At 67.0% G+C, this 15,621-nt stretch carries 15 protein-coding genes; 3 read left to right on the plus strand and 12 right to left on the minus strand.

The features are described 5' to 3' along the window. Nucleotides 1-266 precede the first annotated feature (266 nt). The 8 genes from AC5P9F_RS18655 to AC5P9F_RS18690 all read right to left on the minus strand — a co-directional run bounded on the left by AC5P9F_RS18655 (nt 267) and on the right by AC5P9F_RS18690 (nt 6,408). Entirely contained in the window at nt 267-614 is a 348-nt protein-coding gene (locus AC5P9F_RS18655; RefSeq protein WP_025878793.1) for a lipid-A-disaccharide synthase N-terminal domain-containing protein, read from the minus strand. After that, a complete protein-coding gene (locus AC5P9F_RS18660; RefSeq protein WP_010482377.1) occupies nt 614-1,336 on the minus strand; it encodes a glycosyltransferase family 2 protein in 723 nt (240 codons plus the stop codon). Before AC5P9F_RS18660 ends, AC5P9F_RS18655 begins: the two co-directional genes overlap by 1 nt. Before the next feature lie 89 nt (nt 1,337-1,425). Next, complete coding sequence (locus tag AC5P9F_RS18665) at nt 1,426-2,391, minus strand: NAD-dependent epimerase/dehydratase family protein (RefSeq protein WP_005411650.1); 966 nt, start codon at nt 2,389-2,391, stop codon at nt 1,426-1,428. A 45-nt stretch (nt 2,392-2,436) separates the two neighbouring features. Further along, nucleotides 2,437-3,171: a suppressor of fused domain protein gene (locus tag AC5P9F_RS18670; protein ID WP_180872489.1), complete on the minus strand. Its 735-nt coding sequence runs from the start codon at nt 3,169-3,171 to the stop codon at nt 2,437-2,439. Nucleotides 3,172-3,296: 125 nt separating this feature from the next. Then, nucleotides 3,297-4,220 carry a ParB/RepB/Spo0J family partition protein gene (locus AC5P9F_RS18675; protein WP_005411652.1) on the minus strand — a complete coding sequence of 308 codons (924 nt, stop codon included), beginning with the start codon at nt 4,218-4,220 and terminating at the stop codon, nt 3,297-3,299. Beyond that, nucleotides 4,220-5,017 carry a ParA family protein gene (locus AC5P9F_RS18680; protein ID WP_005411653.1) on the minus strand — a complete coding sequence of 266 codons (798 nt, stop codon included), beginning with the start codon at nt 5,015-5,017 and terminating at the stop codon, nt 4,220-4,222. The genes AC5P9F_RS18675 and AC5P9F_RS18680 overlap by 1 nt, the downstream gene beginning before the upstream one ends. A gap of 113 nt (nt 5,018-5,130) precedes the next feature. Next, nucleotides 5,131-5,769 (minus strand): 16S rRNA (guanine(527)-N(7))-methyltransferase RsmG, encoded by a 639-nt coding sequence (rsmG, locus tag AC5P9F_RS18685; RefSeq protein ID WP_012481632.1) that lies wholly within the window; start codon nt 5,767-5,769, stop codon nt 5,131-5,133. 39 nt (nt 5,770-5,808) lie between these two features. Continuing rightward, complete coding sequence (locus tag AC5P9F_RS18690) at nt 5,809-6,408, minus strand: 4'-phosphopantetheinyl transferase family protein (protein WP_033835351.1); 600 nt, start codon at nt 6,406-6,408, stop codon at nt 5,809-5,811. Between the two features lie 84 nt (nt 6,409-6,492). On the opposite strand from AC5P9F_RS18690, the gene AC5P9F_RS18695 reads away from it, so the two are divergent. After that, nucleotides 6,493-6,744 (plus strand): GlsB/YeaQ/YmgE family stress response membrane protein, encoded by a 252-nt coding sequence (locus tag AC5P9F_RS18695; protein WP_005411656.1) that lies wholly within the window; start codon nt 6,493-6,495, stop codon nt 6,742-6,744. A 72-nt stretch (nt 6,745-6,816) separates the two neighbouring features. Here the strand turns inward: AC5P9F_RS18695 and xth are convergent, their stop codons facing one another. The 4 genes from xth to AC5P9F_RS18715 form a co-directional block, all read right to left on the minus strand. Beyond that, complete coding sequence (gene xth, locus AC5P9F_RS18700; protein ID WP_033835352.1) at nt 6,817-7,584, minus strand: exodeoxyribonuclease III; 768 nt, start codon at nt 7,582-7,584, stop codon at nt 6,817-6,819. Between the two features lie 131 nt (nt 7,585-7,715). Continuing rightward, nucleotides 7,716-9,125: a coniferyl aldehyde dehydrogenase gene (locus tag AC5P9F_RS18705; RefSeq protein WP_262099340.1), complete on the minus strand. Its 1,410-nt coding sequence runs from the start codon at nt 9,123-9,125 to the stop codon at nt 7,716-7,718. A 213-nt stretch (nt 9,126-9,338) separates the two neighbouring features. After that, entirely contained in the window at nt 9,339-11,000 is a 1,662-nt protein-coding gene (locus AC5P9F_RS18710; protein WP_005411659.1) for an MFS transporter, read from the minus strand. Between the two features lie 127 nt (nt 11,001-11,127). Continuing rightward, the gene (locus AC5P9F_RS18715; protein WP_005411660.1) at nt 11,128-12,555 is read right to left on the minus strand and encodes a DcaP family trimeric outer membrane transporter; all 1,428 of its coding nucleotides are present in this window, start codon (nt 12,553-12,555) and stop codon (nt 11,128-11,130) included. A 245-nt stretch (nt 12,556-12,800) separates the two neighbouring features. On the opposite strand from AC5P9F_RS18715, the gene acs reads away from it, so the two are divergent. Both acs and AC5P9F_RS18725 read left to right on the plus strand, forming a co-directional pair. Beyond that, nucleotides 12,801-14,744: an acetate--CoA ligase gene (gene acs, locus AC5P9F_RS18720; protein ID WP_262099341.1), complete on the plus strand. Its 1,944-nt coding sequence runs from the start codon at nt 12,801-12,803 to the stop codon at nt 14,742-14,744. A 79-nt stretch (nt 14,745-14,823) separates the two neighbouring features. Then, nucleotides 14,824-15,489, plus strand: a complete 666-nt coding sequence (locus tag AC5P9F_RS18725; protein WP_005411662.1) for a response regulator transcription factor — start codon at nt 14,824-14,826, stop codon at nt 15,487-15,489. Nucleotides 15,490-15,621 lie beyond the last annotated feature (132 nt).

Below are 15,621 nucleotides of genomic sequence, written 5' to 3' on the forward strand. Positions count from 1 at the left end.
CGTGGTAGAGCCGACTGTCAGTCGGCTGCTCTTCCGCCACATGCAGCAAACCCCGCGCTCCGCGCGAAAGTCGACTGACAGTCGACTCTACCCACGGCAGGCAGGGCCGGGAACCGGCCGCAGGCCGGGGCCCCAGCGCCGAAGGCGCGTGGTAGAGCCGACTGTCAGTCGGCTGCTCTTCCGCCATATGCAGCAAACCCCGCGCTCCGCGCGAAAGTCGACTGACAGTCGACTCTACCCACGGCAGACCGCATCCCGGCGCAGTCTCAATGGCTGGCCTTGTCCCGCTTCCAGCCCCGGTGCTTGATGTCCAGCTGCAGGCTGTACAGCGCGGTGAACGCCGGGAACAGGTTCTGCAGTACGCCCACCGAGTCCTGCTTGGCCGAGAACAGGAAGTAGCTCAGCGTCATCAGGCTGCCGACCACGCTCATGTACCAGAACAGCCGCGGGATCACCGGCTTGCCCGCACGCTTGGAGGCGACGAACTGGACCAGCCAGCGGCCACCGAACATCAGCGCGCCGGTATAGCCGATCAGCTTCCAGCCGGTCACATGCAGGCCGGTCCAGTACAACCAGGTCAGCGGCTGGTCGAGCCAGTGCAGCTCCAGGTCCATCAACGCTCCTCCACTGCGGTGCGCTTGCTGCGGGTGATCAGCCACGCCACGCCGCGCAGGTCACGGATGCCGACCAGTGCACGGCCCAGGTTGTTGTACTTGGACACGCCGGCGGTACGGTGGCGGTGGTTGACCGGCACGCTGGTGGTCTTCCAGCCGGCACGCTGCATCAGCGCGGGCAGGTAGCGGTGCATGTGGTCGAAGTACGGCAGGTCGAGGAACGCGCTGCGCTCGAACAGCTTGATTCCGCAGCCGGTATCGGGCGTATCGTCGCGCAGCATGCGTGCGCGGATGGCGTTGGCCCACTTGCTGGCCCAGCGCTTGCTGCCGCTGTCCTGGCGGTTGACCCGCCAGCCGGCGAACAGCTTCACCTGCGCCTCGGCGGCATCGCGCGCGGCCAGCAGCTTGGGGATATCGGCCGGATCGTTCTGGCCATCGCCATCCAGGGTGGCGATCCACGGCGCCCGCGCATGCTTGACACCGGTGCGCACGGCGGTGCTCTGCCCGCTCTGGTCCACGTGGTGCAGCACCCGCAGTTCCGGCGTGGTCGCCTTCAGCCCCTGCAGCACCGCCAGGGTGTCATCGCGCGAGTGATCATCGATGTAGACGATCTCGAACGGCAGCCGGCCACGCAGCGCGGCGGTGATTTCGGCAACCAGCGGGGCGACGTTGTCGCGTTCGTTGAACACCGGGACGACAACGGAAAGCTCGGGTTGGCTCATAAGGCACTCGGCCAAAGGGGGACAAAGACCGCGCATTCTCCGAAGCCGAGGTTATCCGAAGATGAATCCGGCTGTGTGAGGATCCGTCCTCAGGCGCGGTCGCCAAAATACTCGCGGCACCACTGCACGACGGGGGGCAACCCTTCTTCGATCGGGGTCACCGCGTCGAAGCCGAATGCGTCATGGGCGCGCCGGGTATCGGCCATCGTGCGCACCATGTCGCCCGGCTGCATCGGCTTGTAGACCTTCTGCGCGGGGCGACCGGCGGCCTGCTCGATCACGCTGATGAAGCGCTCCAGCTCGACCGGCGTATGGTTGCCGAGGTTGAACACCCGGTGCGGTACCGGACCATCGGCCGGATGCGCGAGCGCGCCGAGGATACCCGACACGATGTCGGAGACATGTGTGAAATCGCGCTGCATGCGGCCCTCGTTGAACACGTCGATCGGCCGCCCGGCCAGCACCGCGCGCGAGAACAGCAGCGGTGCCATGTCCGGCCGGCCCCACGGGCCATACACGGTGAAGAAGCGCAGGCCGGTGGCATGCAGGCCGTACAGCTGCGCGTAGGTGTAGGCCATCAGCTCGTTGGCCGCCTTGGTCGCCGCGTACAGCGAGCGCGGCTGGTCCACGCGCTGGTCCTCGGAGAACGGCGGCGTGGCCGAATCGCCGTAGACCGAGCTGCTGGAGGCATACACCAGGTGCTGCACGCCACGGTGGCGGCACAGTTCGAGCATGTTGACGAAGCCGACCAGGTTGCTGTCGACGTAGGCGTGCGGGTTTTCCAGCGAATAGCGCACGCCGGCCTGCGCGGCCAGGTGGATCACCGCAGTCGGCTTCACCTCGTCGAACAGTGCCGCCAGGCCCTGCTGGTCGGTCAGGTCCAGGGTGCGCAGGTCCAGCGCCGGGCACAGCGCAGCCACGCGGTCGCGCTTGATCTGCGGGTCATAGTAGTCGTTGAAGTTGTCCAGGCCGACCACGGGCTGGCCGGCCTCCAGCAGCGCGCGGGCGGTGTAGGCACCGATGAAGCCGGCAGCGCCGGTGAGCAGGATGGTCATGACAGGGGCCTGGAAACGAAGTTCAGGCCCCTGATGTTACCGGTCTCAGAACAAACCGAAACGCTTCTTCGCCACGTTGGTGCGGCCGGGTTCGATCACGTCCTGGATGTTCTTCGCATCGAAGCGGTCGAGCAGCGCCTCGGCGCCCTTCCTCAGCTTCAGGTCCATCTCTTCCGGGTACAGCGGAACCAGGCTCATGAAGCTGATGGTCCTGCCGTCCTCCAGCACCAACGTGGCGAAGTCCTCCGGGGCGGTCACCGGCGGCAGCACGATGGCACCATCGAAACCCACGCCCGGCGCGTAGGGCTCGCTGGGATGGCCGTTGGGAATGGTGTGGCCGAAGCCCAGCCAGGTGTCGTACTCGTGCGGCAACCGTGCCATGCCCTTCAGCAGGCGCACCGGCCAGTAATTGCGCTCGTCCTCGAAGGCGTCCTGGGAGATCGGCCAGTCGGCCGGCAGGGTCACCATCAGTTCCATGTAGCGCGGCACGTCCGCGTCCACCTCGGCGGGCACGGTCATCGGCAGGTCGCTCATGCCGGAGGTGACCAGGCGCAGGTACGGGCAGTGGTCATTGGCCGGCACCACGTGCACGTCGATGTGCACCAGATCGGAGATGATCTCGTGGAAGACACCGGACACCGGGCCCAGATGGCGTTCGAGGTGGGCGCTGATCGCCTCGATGTGCTGTTCTTCGCCGATGGCGGGCACGAAGTCCTTTTCGCGGCGATGTACCAGTATCTGGGTGCCGTCCGGGCTGACGTCCTCGTATTCGTTGCTCATGTCCTGTTCCCTGGATGAGGCCACGGACCGGAGAGCAGTGCATCCCCGGCACGCGCGGCGGTGCGTTCCCTGTCATCTGCAGGACGCGGCGGGAACAGGCCGCACCCCCTGGCGCTGCGCCGGGCTCAGCCCTGGCGCGTACGCAGCTTTTCCAGCACGCCGTCCAGGGTATCCAGGTCGGTGTAGTGGATGATCAGCTTGCCCTTGCCGCCCCGGCCGTGGTTGATCGCCACCTTGGCACCCAGTGCTTCGGACAGTTCGGTTTCCAGCGAGGCGATGTCGGCCTGCTGCACCTTCGGCGTCGCCACCGGGCGGTTGCTCGGCACCTTGCCGGCCGCGAAGGCCTGCGCACGGCGCTCGACCTCGCGCACCGACCAGCCTTCATCGGCCGCTTCCTGCGCCAGCTTGCCAGCCAGCTCGGGAGCCAGGGTCAGCAGCGCGCGGGCGTGGCCCATTTCCAGGCGGCGGGTTTCCAGCAGCAAGCGGATCGCCACCGGCAGCTCCAGCAGGCGCAGCAGGTTGGACACCGCCGCGCGCGAGCGGCCGACGGCCTCGGCGGCCTCGGCATGGGTCAGGGTGAACTCGCTGATCAGGCGCTGCAGCGCCTCGGCTTCTTCCAGCGGGTTGAGGTCTTCGCGCTGGATGTTCTCGATCAGCGCCATCGCGATGACGGTGCGGTCTTCCAGCTCGCGCACCACCACCGGCACTTCGTCCAGGCCGGCCAGCTGCGATGCGCGCCAGCGGCGCTCACCGGCGACGATTTCGTAGTTGCCTGCCGGCAGCTGGCGCACCAGGATCGGCTGGATCACGCCCTGCGACTTGATCGAGTCGGCCAGCTCGGAGAGCTTGCCCTCGTCCATCTCGCGGCGCGGCTGGTACTTGCCCGGCTGCAGCTGGCCGACCGGCAACTTGCGCAGCACTTCACCCGGCAGCGGTTCGATCACCGCAGTGGTGGCCTGCACCTGGCTGACCGCGCCTTTCGGACCCAGCAGCGCGTCCAGGCCACGGCCGAGGCCTCGCTTCTTGGCTGCCGGCTTGCTGCTGGTCATCAGACGGTCTCCACGGCCTTGGCGGCCTTGTTGCGTTCGTTGTTGCGGCGGATGATCTCGCCGGCCAGGCCCAGGTAGGCCACGCCACCGCGCGAGGCGCGGTCGTAGCCGACGATGCTCTGGCCATGGCTGGGCGCCTCGGCCAGGCGCACGTTGCGCGGCACGATGGTGCGGAACACGCGGTCGCCGAAGTGCTCGGTGAGCTCGGCCGACACTGCGTTGGCCAGGTTGTTGCGCACGTCGAACATGGTGCGCAGCACGCCTTCGATCTCCAACGCCGGGTTCAGGCTGGTACGCAGCGCTTCGATGGTTTCCACCAGCGCGCTCAGGCCTTCCAGTGCGTAGTACTCGCACTGCATCGGCACGATCACCGAATCGGCAGCGGCCAGCGCGTTGAGCGTCAGCAGCGACAACGCCGGCGGGCAATCGATCAGGATGTAGTCGTACTCGTCGCGGATCGGCGCCAGTGCGCGCTTCAGGCGCTGCTCGCGCTCGCTCTGGCCCATCAGCTGGATCTCGGCGGCGGTCAGGTCGATGTTGCCCGGCAGCAGGTCGTAGCCTTCGGCGGTCTGCACGCGCACATCGGCGGCGCTGTTCTCGCCCAGCAGCAGATCGCAGGTGGAGGCCGCCAGCTCACGCTTGTCCACGCCGCTGCCCATGGTCGCGTTGCCCTGCGAGTCCAGGTCGACCAACAGCACGCGCTTGGGTGCGTTGGCCAGGGAAGCGGCCAGGTTGACGGCGGTCGTGGTCTTGCCGACGCCACCCTTCTGGTTGGCGATGGCGATGATGCGGGCCATGCGGGTGTGCCTCGTCGACGGATGGTTGGGACCGGTCATTATGCGTACAACCGGCCCCTTGCGGAAATCGTGGATCGCCAACCCGTTGTTCCACAAAGGGCTGGCGGCGGGAATCAGGGACCTGTAACGGTGACCAGGTGGCGTTCGCCGGCCAGGCCGGGCACGCTCAGCGGGGTCACCTCACGCACCTGCCAGCCAGCCGGCAGTTCCGCGATCTCCTCATGCGGGTAGACGCCCTTCATGGCCAGCAGCACGCCACCGGGGCGCAGCAGATGGCCACCGACGCGGACGATGCCAGCCAGGGTATCCATTGCGCGCGCGGTCAGCTGGTCGTAACGACCGGCCTCGTCCAGCGCTTCGGCCCGCGATTCGGCCACGCGGGCGTTGCCCAGGCCGAGCTGGCGCACGGCCTCGCGCATGAAGCGCGCCTTCTTGCCGTTGCTCTCCACCAGGGTGACCTGCAGGCCCGGGCAGGCGATCGCAAGCGGGATGCCGGGCAACCCGGGGCCGGTACCGAGGTCGGCCAGGCTGCCATCAGCCACGAACGGCTGCATCGCCAGCGAATCGAGCAGGTGGCGGGTAACCATCTCCTGCGGGTCGCGGATGGCGGTGAGGTTGTAGGTGCCGTTCCAGCGGTGCAGCAGGGCCAGGTAGCGCAGCAGCGGCGGCGCCAGCGCGGCGTCCAGGCCCATGCTGGCCAGGCCCTGTTCCAGCGTGGCAGCCACGCTGGCGGGAAGTGGGTGTTCGCTCATGCCGCCATTATCGCCGGTTTTGCGCGCTGATTCCCCGCTTCAGTGCGGATACCAGGCCAACGCCGCACGGAACTGGCCGGTGGCCTGCCATTCGTGCAGGTGCCAGCGCGCGGCCTCGCCCAGTTCCGGGTCGCACCAGCGCAGGTGCAGGGCGCCATCGGCCCCCGGCGCCAGCTGCAGGCGGTGCAGGCCGAACGAGATGCCCTGGCCGTGCGCCTTCAGGATGGCTTCCTTGACGCACCACACGCGGAAGAACCAGTGCTCGCGGTCGGCCTCGTCCAGGCGTTCCAGCCAGGCCACCTCCTGCGGGTGGAAGAAGCGCCGCACGATCTCCAGAAGACGCGGCCGCGGCCGCAGCAGTTCCAGGTCCACGCCCAGCCGCACGCCTTCGCCCAGCGCCACCAGCAGCACCTCACCGCTGTGGCTCCAGCCGGTCCCGTAGTGGGCCAACGGGCCGCTCAGCTCCGGCCGGCCCTTGTCGTCACGGACCAGTGGCAGCGTCTGCGGATCGGTGCCCAGCGCCTGCGCCAGTACCTGCCGCGCCTGCGGTTCACCGCGCTGGCCCGGCACGTGCGGACGCCGCCAGACCGTTACCGGACCGAAGCGCCACGGGCCGTCGAGGGTGGCTGGCAGGCTCATCCGCACGCGCCCATCACGCAATTGCACGACGGGTTCACGGCCGTGCGCGTCAACTGGTCACAGTTTCCCACCGGAGGTTCGATCATGGGCATCATCATCTGGCTGATCGTCGGCGGCATCGTAGGCTGGCTGGCCAGCATCATCATGAAGCGCGATGCCCAGCAGGGCATCATCCTCAACATCGTGGTCGGCATCGTCGGCGCGCTGATTTCCGGCTGGCTGTTCGGCGGCGGCATCAACGAAGCGATCACCATCCGCACCTTCCTGTTCTCGCTGATCGGCGCGGTGATCCTGCTGGCGATCGTCAACCTGTTCACCCGCAAGAGCATACGGTGATCTGAGGGTAGTGCCGGCCACTGGCCGGCAGATGATCCAGAACGGGCCCGGCAATCGTCGGGCCCTGTTCGTTCAACCGATCTGCACCCAGGCCGGCGCATGGTCGCTCGGGCGTTCCCAGGTGCGCGGCTCGCGGTCGATGCCCGAGGCCACCGCGCTGCCCTTCAGCGCATCGGAGACCAGGGTCAGGTCGATGCGCAGGCCCAGGTTGCGGCGGAAGCCGGCGGCACGGTAATCCCACCAGCTGAAGGTGCCCGCCTCGTCGTTGTGCAGGCGGAAGCCATCGTGCAGGCCCAGCTGCAGCAGCTTGTTGAGCGCGCCGCGCTCGGCGGTGGAGGTCAGGATGTGGTTGTCGTTCCACACCTCCGGGTCGTGCACATCGCGCGCGTCCGGGGCGATGTTGAAGTCACCCATCACGATCAGCTTCGGATGCCGCTGCAGTTCTTCGGCGATCCAGGCATGCACCGCTTCCAGCCAGCGCAGCTTGTAGTCGTACTTGTCGGTGCCGATGTCCTGGCCATTGACCACGTACAGGTTGATCACCCGCAGGTCGCCGAAGGTACCGGCTATGACGCGCTTCTGTTCGTCCTCGAAGCCGGGAATGCCGATCTGCACGTCCTGCGCCGGCTCACGCGACAGCAGCGCAACGCCGTTGTAGGTCTTCTGGCCGGCGAACACGCTGCGGTAGCCGGCGGCGATCAGCGCCGAATCGGGGAACTTGTGGTCCTCCAGCTTGGTTTCCTGGATACCGACGATGTCCGGGCCGAACTCCCTGAGCCACTGCTCCAGGTGCGGCAGGCGGACATTGAGCGAATTGACGTTCCACGAGGCGATCTTCATGCAGGCATTCTACCCGGGTGCGCTTGGCACGCGTGCCACCCCAGGTGGGCACCCACCGGTAGTGCCGGCCGCTGGCCGGCAACTGCAGGGTCTTGCCGACGGTCCATGCGGTTGCCGGCCAGCGGCCGGCACTACCGAAGCAGAAGCTTCAACAACCCCGCAATCTTCGAATACGGCGGCCGCAGCCGGTCGCTGGCCGCCCAGCGCGACTGCCACAGCACCGGCAGCCGCTTGCTCATCGCATCGAACCCGGCGCGGCCGTGGTACGCGCCCATGCCGCTGGCCCCGACCCCGCCAAACGGCAGGCCATCGGCGGCGAAGTGCAGCAGCGTGTCATTCACCGTCACCCCACCGGCCACCACCTGGCCGAGGATGCGCTCCACCGTGGCCCGGTCATGGCTGAAGGGATACAGCGCCAACGGCCGGTCGCGGGACAGCACGTCGGCCAGCGCGGCATCCAGATCCGGATAGGCCCGCACCGGCAGGATCGGCCCGAAGATCTCCTCGCGCATCAGGTCCAGGTCGTCCGGCGGGTCCAGCACCACGGTCGGCACCAGCAGGCGCTCGCGGTCGGCGCGCGCCTCATCCACCTGCGCCAGCGGAATCACCGGCACGCCGCGTTCGCGCGCCTGTGCCAGATAGCCCTGCAGGCGCCGGTACTGGCCTTCATTGATGATGCGGGTGTAGTCGTCGGCATCGCTGAAGTCGCCATAGCGCTCGCGCACCTGCTGCTGCAGCGCCTGTACGAACTCGCGCTGGCGCACGGTGTCGATCAGCACGTAATCCGGCGCGATGCAGGTCTGCCCGGCGTTGAACCATTTCCCGGTGGCGAGCCGCGCGGCGGCTTTGTCCAGCGGGAAATCGCGGCAGACAATCGCCGGCGACTTGCCGCCCAGCTCCAGCGTGACCGGCACCAGATGCTCGGCGGCGGCCGCCATCACCTTGCGACCGACGGCCGTCGAGCCGGTGAACAGCAGATGGTCCAGCGGCAGCGAGGACACCGCCGCCGCCACATCCGCCCCGCCCTGCACCACCGCCACGCGATCGGGCGGGAACACACTGGCCAGCAGATCGGCCAGGAATGCACTGGTGCGTGGTGTGTGTTCCGAGGGCTTCAGCAACACATGGTTGCCGGCGGCAATCGCGGTGGCCAGCGGCACCAGCGCCAGCGTAACCGGGTAGTTCCAGGGCGAGATCACCCCGACCACGCCCAGCGGCGTCGGCCGCAGCTGCGCACGCGCCGGCCACAGCTTCCAGCCTGCACCGACCCGCTGCGGCTTCGACCAGCGCCGCAGGTGGCGGCGCAGGTGATCGATGGCCGACAGCACGCTCATGCCATCGGCCAGCTTCGATTCCACGTGGGCGCGATGGCCAAAGTCCTCGGCGATGGCCTGCGCCATTTCGTCCAGGCGTGGCTTCAACGCCTCGCGCAGGCGGCGCAGGTCAGCTTCGCGCTGGTCGGGCGAAGGGCGCTGCGACTGCCAGGCGCTGCGCAGGGTGTGCAGGAGGGCGGGAAGGTCTTCCGGCGTAGTGGTGGTCATGGGCCGACTATACGGGGTGCTGCGCAACCCAATGGTAGTGCCGGCCGCTGGCCGGCAACCTCATGAATCTCCGCGGACATAAAGCCGTTGCCGGCCAGCGGCCGGCACTACCGGATTGCGAGCCGAGTGGGCACGCCCCACAAACAGAAAGGCCGCGGTCTGCACCGCGGCCCCTGAAACCCGGTGGGTGCCGACCGTTGGTCGGCACACCGGTTACTTGGTGATATCCACGTCCTTGGTCTCACGCAGGAACAGGCCGCCGATCACCACCGACATCAGCGCGATGATGATGGGGTACCACAGGCCGTAGTAGAGGTTGCCGGTACCGGCCACCAGCGCGAACGAGATCGCCGGCAGGAAGCCACCGAACCAGCCGTTGCCGATGTGGTACGGCAGCGACATCGAGGTGTAGCGGATGCGGGTCGGGAACAGTTCGACCAGGTAAGCGGCGATCGGGCCGTAGACCATGGTCACGTACAGCACCAGCAGCCACAGCATGAAGATGGTGCCGGCGATGTTGATGCGGGCGCCATCGGCCTTGGCCGGGTAGCCGGCGGTGGTCAGGGCGGTCTTCAGTTCCGCACCGAACGCGTCAGCCTTGGCCTTGCCTTCTTCCTTGGTCAGGCCGGCGGCCTCATACGAGGTGACGCTGGCGCTGCCCACGTTCACCATCGCCAGCGAACCGGCGGCAGCGGGCTGTACGTCGTACGGCACACCAGCCTTGGTCAGCGCGGCGGTAGCCACGTCGCAGGAGCTGGTGAACTTGCGCAGGCCCACCGGATCGAACTGGAATGAACAGGTGTTCGGATCGGCGACTACCAGCGCCGGCGAGGATGCACGCGCTTCTTCGATGGCCGGGTTGGCGAAGTGGGTCAGGCCCTTGAAGATCGGGATGTAGGTGATGGCCGCCAGCAGGCAGCCGGCCAGGATGATCTTCTTGCGGCCAATGCGGTCGGACAGCCAGCCGAAGAAGATGAAGAACGGCACGCCCAGCGCCAGCGCGGCCGCGATCAGCAGGTAGGAGGTGGTGGCATCGACCTTCAGCATGCTGCTGAGGAAGAACAGCGCGTAGAACTGGCCGCCGTACCAGACCACGGCCTGGCCGGCCGCCGCACCGAGCAGGACCAGCAGCATCAGCTTCAGGTTGCCGCCCTTCAGGCTGTCACGGAACGGCGTCTTGGAGCCCTTGCCTTCCGACTTCATCTGCTGGAACAGCGGCGACTCGCTCAGCTGCAGGCGGATCCACACCGACACGCCCAGCAGCAGGATCGAGACCAGGAACGGAATGCGCCAGCCCCAGGCTTCGAAGGCTTCATTGCCCAGGAAGTAACGGCAGGCCAGGATGATCAGCAGCGACATGAACAGGCCGAGCGTGGCGGTGCACTGGATGAAGCTGGTGTACAGGCCGCGCTTGTCGTCCGGCGCGTGCTCGGCCACGTAGGTGGCGGCACCGCCGTACTCGCCGCCCATCGCCAGGCCCTGGGCCAGGCGCAGGATGATCAGGATCACCGGTGCGGCGAAACCGATCGAGGCGTAGTTGGGCAGCACGCCGACCAGGAAGGTCGAGATGCCCATGATCAGGATGGTGACCAGGAAGGTGTACTTGCGGCCGATGCGGTCGCCGAGGCTGCCGAAGAAGGCCGCGCCGAACGGACGCACGAAGAAGCCGGCGGCAAACGCCAGCAGGGCGAAGATCATGCCCGTGGTTTCATTGACGCCGCTGAAGAACTGCTTGGCGATGATGGCCGCGAGCGAGCCGTACAGGAAGAAGTCATACCACTCGAAGACCGTGCCGAGGCTCGAGGCGAAGATGACCTTCTTGTGGCCCTTGGTCAGGGTGCCCGCTTTATGTGCGGTGCTGGGTGTACTGGACATGGGACGCTTCCCCTCCGAAGCAATCGTTGTTGGTGGGTGCCGACCGTTGGTCGGCACTCAATTCGGTAGATGCCGACCTTGGCCGGCACCCCATCTCGGTAGGTGCCGGCCGCTGGCCGGCACGCTCTTAGAAGCTGTATTTCGTGGTGAACTGCAATCGGGTGATGTCACCCTTGTTGCCGTTCTCCACTTCGCGACGGCCGTACATCAGCTCGGCGCCGATATCGACCTTGGGCAGCGGCGAGTAGAAGATGTTGCCGCGGATGCTCTGCACGCTCTTGGTCACCAGCGGGCCGAGGATGCTGTCGTTGTCGTAGTCGCTGCGCGCATAGATCAGGTTGGTGCGCAGCTTCGGCGAGAACGCATGCCGCCAGCCCACGTAACCGGCCAGCACGCCGGTCGGGTTGAGCTCGTCGCGGGCCACGTCGTAGGCGCTGTCGGCGGTGATGCCCAGACCGATGTAGCGGGCGATGCCTTCGCCGCCGGTCAGCTGGTAGTGCAGCGAATCGCTGTCGCCCATCACCCATTTGCCGCCCAGGGTCAGGCCGCCAGCCACCTTGTCGGCCTTGGCGCCGGTGGCCTGGTTGTCGACCTTCAGCTGACGGACGATGCCGCCGACACCGAAGGTGCCCCAGTCACCCTTCCAGCCATAGCGAAGGGTCAGGTCAGGCAGGCTGCCACGGTCGGAGTTGGCGCTGGTGTTGGTCCAGGCGCCGGTGACCGGGTTGCGGGTACCGGTGAGGGTGGTGGTTTCCGGGTTTTCCAGCGCGACGCTGAAGCCGCCCTGGGTGTAGCGCACCTGGGCCTGGCGCACGAAGATCACACCATCGGTGGGGCCGACGAAGTCGACCGCTTCGGGCAGTGCGGCCGCGTCCATGAAGTTGGACCAGGTCTGGCCGGCCATCCAGTTGTTCCAGTACATGTAGGCGTGGCGCAGGGTCACACCGTAGGTATTGGTGGCGGTCTGGTTGCCCAGCGAGTTGCCGAAGAAGTCCATCTCGAAGAACGCACCGGCCTTGTTGCCCGATTCGCTCACGTTGTCGATGCCCAGGTTGAAGCGCGAGAACTTGGCATGGGCGTTGAAGTCGGTGCCCGAACGCTTGCCGCTGCCGCCGGCGCCTTCCACCGGGGTCTGGCCCGGCAGGTACAGCGAGCGGCCGGTGGCGTCGTCGGCCAGCTGACCATCACTGGTCTGGGTGGCCAGGAAGTCGGCCTTGATGAAGCCACCGATCTTGACCGTGGTGCCCGGCGCCGCGCCCGGGGTGATGGTGGTGACCTGGATCGGCTGCTTGCCGGCCGGCACCGAGGCGACCGGCTTCTGCCCGGCCTGCACCGTGCGGACTTCGGTCACCGCCTGCTGGGTCTGGCTGATCTGGGTCTGTTGTTGTTGCTGCGAAGACAGCAGCAGCTGGACCTGGCGTTCCAGTTCGGCAACGCGTGCTTCCAGCGCCTTCTCTTTGGCGGTCTCGGCGAACGCCATGCCCGGTGCGACCAGGGCGACCAACAGGCAGGCCGCCAAAGGTGTGCGCACGGCTTTCAACGTACGGTGGCTCATGTTGCCCTCTCTCCCAAGTGGCAAGGTGATGCCGCGCGTGGGGCACGGTCGAGCCGAGACTGCGGGGCGATTATGTATAGCGGCTATTCGCCATTGGTCGAACCCGGCCCTGCTGGGCGCTTACTTTCGACCATGGTCTAACCAGAGTGGTGACGCGGCCGGGGATGGATGGGGCAAACTGAAGGGGATCGGTCGCTGCGATGCTGCGACCGCACATACAAAGTCAACGTGCAAGTGAGGGTGCCATGGCTGATATCTACCCCGTCGATCCGCAGTTCGCCGCCAAGGCACGCATCGACAAGACGTCGTACGAACAGCAGTACCAGGCTTCGGTGACCGACCCGGATGGTTTCTGGGGCAAGGCCGCCGAGCGCCTGCAGTGGATGCGCAAGCCGAACAGGATCAAGAACGTCAGCTACGACCTGTCCGACTTCCACATCAAGTGGTTCGAAGATGGCGAGCTCAATGCCAGCGTGAACTGCCTGGATCGCCAGCTGGAAACGCGCGGCGACAAGACCGCCCTGCTGTTCGAGCCCGATGGCCCGGATGCACCGGCCCAGCACGTGACCTACCGCGAGCTGTACGAGCGCACCTGCCGCCTCGGCAATGCACTGCGCAATCTCGGCGTCAAGAAGGGCGACCGCGTCACCATCTACCTGCCGATGATCGTCGATGCCGCCGTAGCCATGCTGGCCTGCGCGCGCATCGGTGCGATCCACTCGGTGGTGTTCGGTGGCTTCGCGCCGAACTCGATCGCCGACCGTGTCAGCGACTGCCAGAGCAAGCTGATCATCACCGCCGACGAGGGCCTGCGCGGTGGCCGCAGGATTCCGCTGAAGGCCAACGTCGATGCCGCGCTGAAGCTGCCGGGCACCAATACCGTGGAAACCGTGCTGGTGGTGCGCCACACCGGCGGTGCGGTGGACATGCAGGCCCCGCGCGACCGCTGGTTCCACGATGTGGTGGACAGCCAGCCGGCTACCTGCGAGCCGGAACGCATGAACGCGGAAGACCCGCTGTTCATCCTCTACACCTCCGGTTCCACCGGCAAGCCGAAGGGCGTGCTGCACACCACCGGCGGTTACCTGCTGTACGCGGCCTACACCCATGAAGCGGTGTTCGACCTGCGCGAGGACGACGTCTACTGGTGCACCGCCGACGTCGGCTGGGTCACCGGCCACAGCTACATCGTGTACGGGCCGCTGGCCAACGGCGCGACCTCGCTGATGTTCGAAGGCGTGCCGAACTACCCGGACACCTCGCGCTTCTGGAACGTCATCGACAAGCACAAGGTGACCATCTTCTATACCGCCCCGACCGCCATCCGTGCGCTGATGCGCGAAGGCGAGGAACCGGTGAAGAAGACCTCACGCGCGTCGCTGCGCCTGCTCGGCAGCGTCGGCGAGCCGATCAACCCGGAAGCCTGGCGCTGGTACTACGAGGTGGTCGGCGACAGCCGCTGCCCGATCGTCGATACCTGGTGGCAGACCGAGACCGGCGGCATCCTGATCTCGCCGCTGGCCGGCGCGATGGACCTCAAGCCGGGGTCGGCCACCCTGCCCTTCTTCGGCGTGCAGCCGGCGCTGGTCAATGCCGATGGCGAGATCCAGGACGGCCCGACCGAGGGCAACCTGATCATCCGTGATTCCTGGCCGGGCCAGATGCGCACGGTGTACGGCGACCACCAGCGTTTCATCGATACGTATTTCCGCACCTACCCGGGCAGCTACTTCACCGGCGACGGTTGCCGCCGCGACGAAGACGGCTACTACTGGATCACCGGCCGCGTCGACGATGTGATCAACGTGTCCGGCCACCGCATCGGCACCGCCGAGGTGGAAAGCGCGCTGGTCTCGCACCCGAAGGTGGCCGAAGCGGCCGTGGTCGGCTTCCCGCACGACGTGAAGGGCCAGGGCATCTACGCCTACGTCACCCTTGTGGCCGAAGAGGCACCGAGCGACGAGTTGCAGAAGGAACTGGTTGCCTGGGTGCGCAAGGAGATCGGCCCGATCGCCACGCCGGACCACCTGCAGTGGGCGCCGGGCCTGCCGAAGACCCGCTCGGGCAAGATCATGCGCCGCATCCTGCGCAAGATCGCCGAGAACGCGCCGGACCAGCTCGGCGACACCTCGACCCTGGCTGATCCGTCGGTGGTGGCGTCACTGGTGGACGAGCGCAAGGTGCGCTGATGTACGACCGGGGTCGGATCCCTTTCCGCAAGGAAAGGGCTCTGACCCCATCTGCTTTCCCCCACGGTTCCCCCCGACCATGACCACCCTCCTGATTGCCGATGACCACCCGCTGTTCCGCGAAGCCCTGCGCGGCGCCGTGCAGCGGGTCATCCCCGGCGTGCAGCTGTTCGAGGCCGACAGCGTGGAAGCGCTGTATGCGCTGGCCGACCAGCACAACGACGCCGACCTGGTCCTGATGGACCTCAACATGCCCGGTGCGCAGGGTTTCAACGCGCTGGTGCACATGCGCTCGCTGCATCCGCACCTGCCGGTGGTGGTGGTATCCGCGCGCGAAGAAGCCACGGTGATGCGCCGCGCGCTCGACCACGGCGCGCTGGGCTTCATTCCGAAGTCTGCGGATTCGGACACCATCGGCCACGCACTGGGCACCATCCTCGATGGCGAGACCTGGGCGCCGCCGGAAGCGCACAACGTGCCGCCCACCGAGCGCGAGGAACGCGAAGTCGGCCAGCGACTGCGCGAGCTCACCCCGCAGCAGTTCCGCGTGCTGCAGATGCTGGGCGCAGGCCGCTTGAACAAGCAGATCGCTTACGACCTCAACGTCTCCGAAGCGACGATCAAGGCCCACGTCACCGCCATCCTGCGCAAGCTGGGCGTGACCAACCGCACCCAAGCCGTGCTGATGGCCGGCAAGCTGGCGATCGACGACGACGCCATCGTGCTGCCGCCGGAAGAAGATTGAGGTAGTGCCGGCCGCTGGCCGGCAGTCACCTGGAACGCCTGAAAACGCTCTGGTAGGTGCCAAGCTTGCTTGGCACGCTCTCGCCGTGGCGCATGCCGGCCAGCGGCCGGCACTACCCGGCACCGTTGCGCT

Source organism: Stenotrophomonas sp. YJH_SMC_4 (assembly GCF_059371575.1).

Excerpts from the sequence above, each read along its gene's own strand:
- AC5P9F_RS18655 (WP_025878793.1), bottom strand. The coding sequence starts at position 614 with ATGGACCTGGAGCTGCACTGGCTCGACCAGCCGCTGACCTGGTTGTAC.
- AC5P9F_RS18660 (WP_010482377.1), bottom strand. The coding sequence starts at position 1,336 with ATGAGCCAACCCGAGCTTTCCGTTGTCGTCCCGGTGTTCAACGAACGC.
- AC5P9F_RS18665 (WP_005411650.1), bottom strand. The coding sequence starts at position 2,391 with ATGACCATCCTGCTCACCGGCGCTGCCGGCTTCATCGGTGCCTACACC.
- AC5P9F_RS18670 (WP_180872489.1), bottom strand. The coding sequence starts at position 3,171 with ATGAGCAACGAATACGAGGACGTCAGCCCGGACGGCACCCAGATACTG.
- AC5P9F_RS18675 (WP_005411652.1), bottom strand. The coding sequence starts at position 4,220 with ATGACCAGCAGCAAGCCGGCAGCCAAGAAGCGAGGCCTCGGCCGTGGC.
- AC5P9F_RS18680 (WP_005411653.1), bottom strand. The coding sequence starts at position 5,017 with ATGGCCCGCATCATCGCCATCGCCAACCAGAAGGGTGGCGTCGGCAAG.
- rsmG (WP_012481632.1), bottom strand. The coding sequence starts at position 5,769 with ATGAGCGAACACCCACTTCCCGCCAGCGTGGCTGCCACGCTGGAACAG.
- AC5P9F_RS18690 (WP_033835351.1), bottom strand. The coding sequence starts at position 6,408 with ATGAGCCTGCCAGCCACCCTCGACGGCCCGTGGCGCTTCGGTCCGGTA.
- AC5P9F_RS18695 (WP_005411656.1), top strand. The coding sequence starts at position 6,493 with ATGGGCATCATCATCTGGCTGATCGTCGGCGGCATCGTAGGCTGGCTG.
- xth (WP_033835352.1), bottom strand. The coding sequence starts at position 7,584 with ATGAAGATCGCCTCGTGGAACGTCAATTCGCTCAATGTCCGCCTGCCG.
- AC5P9F_RS18705 (WP_262099340.1), bottom strand. The coding sequence starts at position 9,125 with ATGACCACCACTACGCCGGAAGACCTTCCCGCCCTCCTGCACACCCTG.
- AC5P9F_RS18710 (WP_005411659.1), bottom strand. The coding sequence starts at position 11,000 with ATGTCCAGTACACCCAGCACCGCACATAAAGCGGGCACCCTGACCAAG.
- AC5P9F_RS18715 (WP_005411660.1), bottom strand. The coding sequence starts at position 12,555 with ATGAGCCACCGTACGTTGAAAGCCGTGCGCACACCTTTGGCGGCCTGC.
- acs (WP_262099341.1), top strand. The coding sequence starts at position 12,801 with ATGGCTGATATCTACCCCGTCGATCCGCAGTTCGCCGCCAAGGCACGC.
- AC5P9F_RS18725 (WP_005411662.1), top strand. The coding sequence starts at position 14,824 with ATGACCACCCTCCTGATTGCCGATGACCACCCGCTGTTCCGCGAAGCC.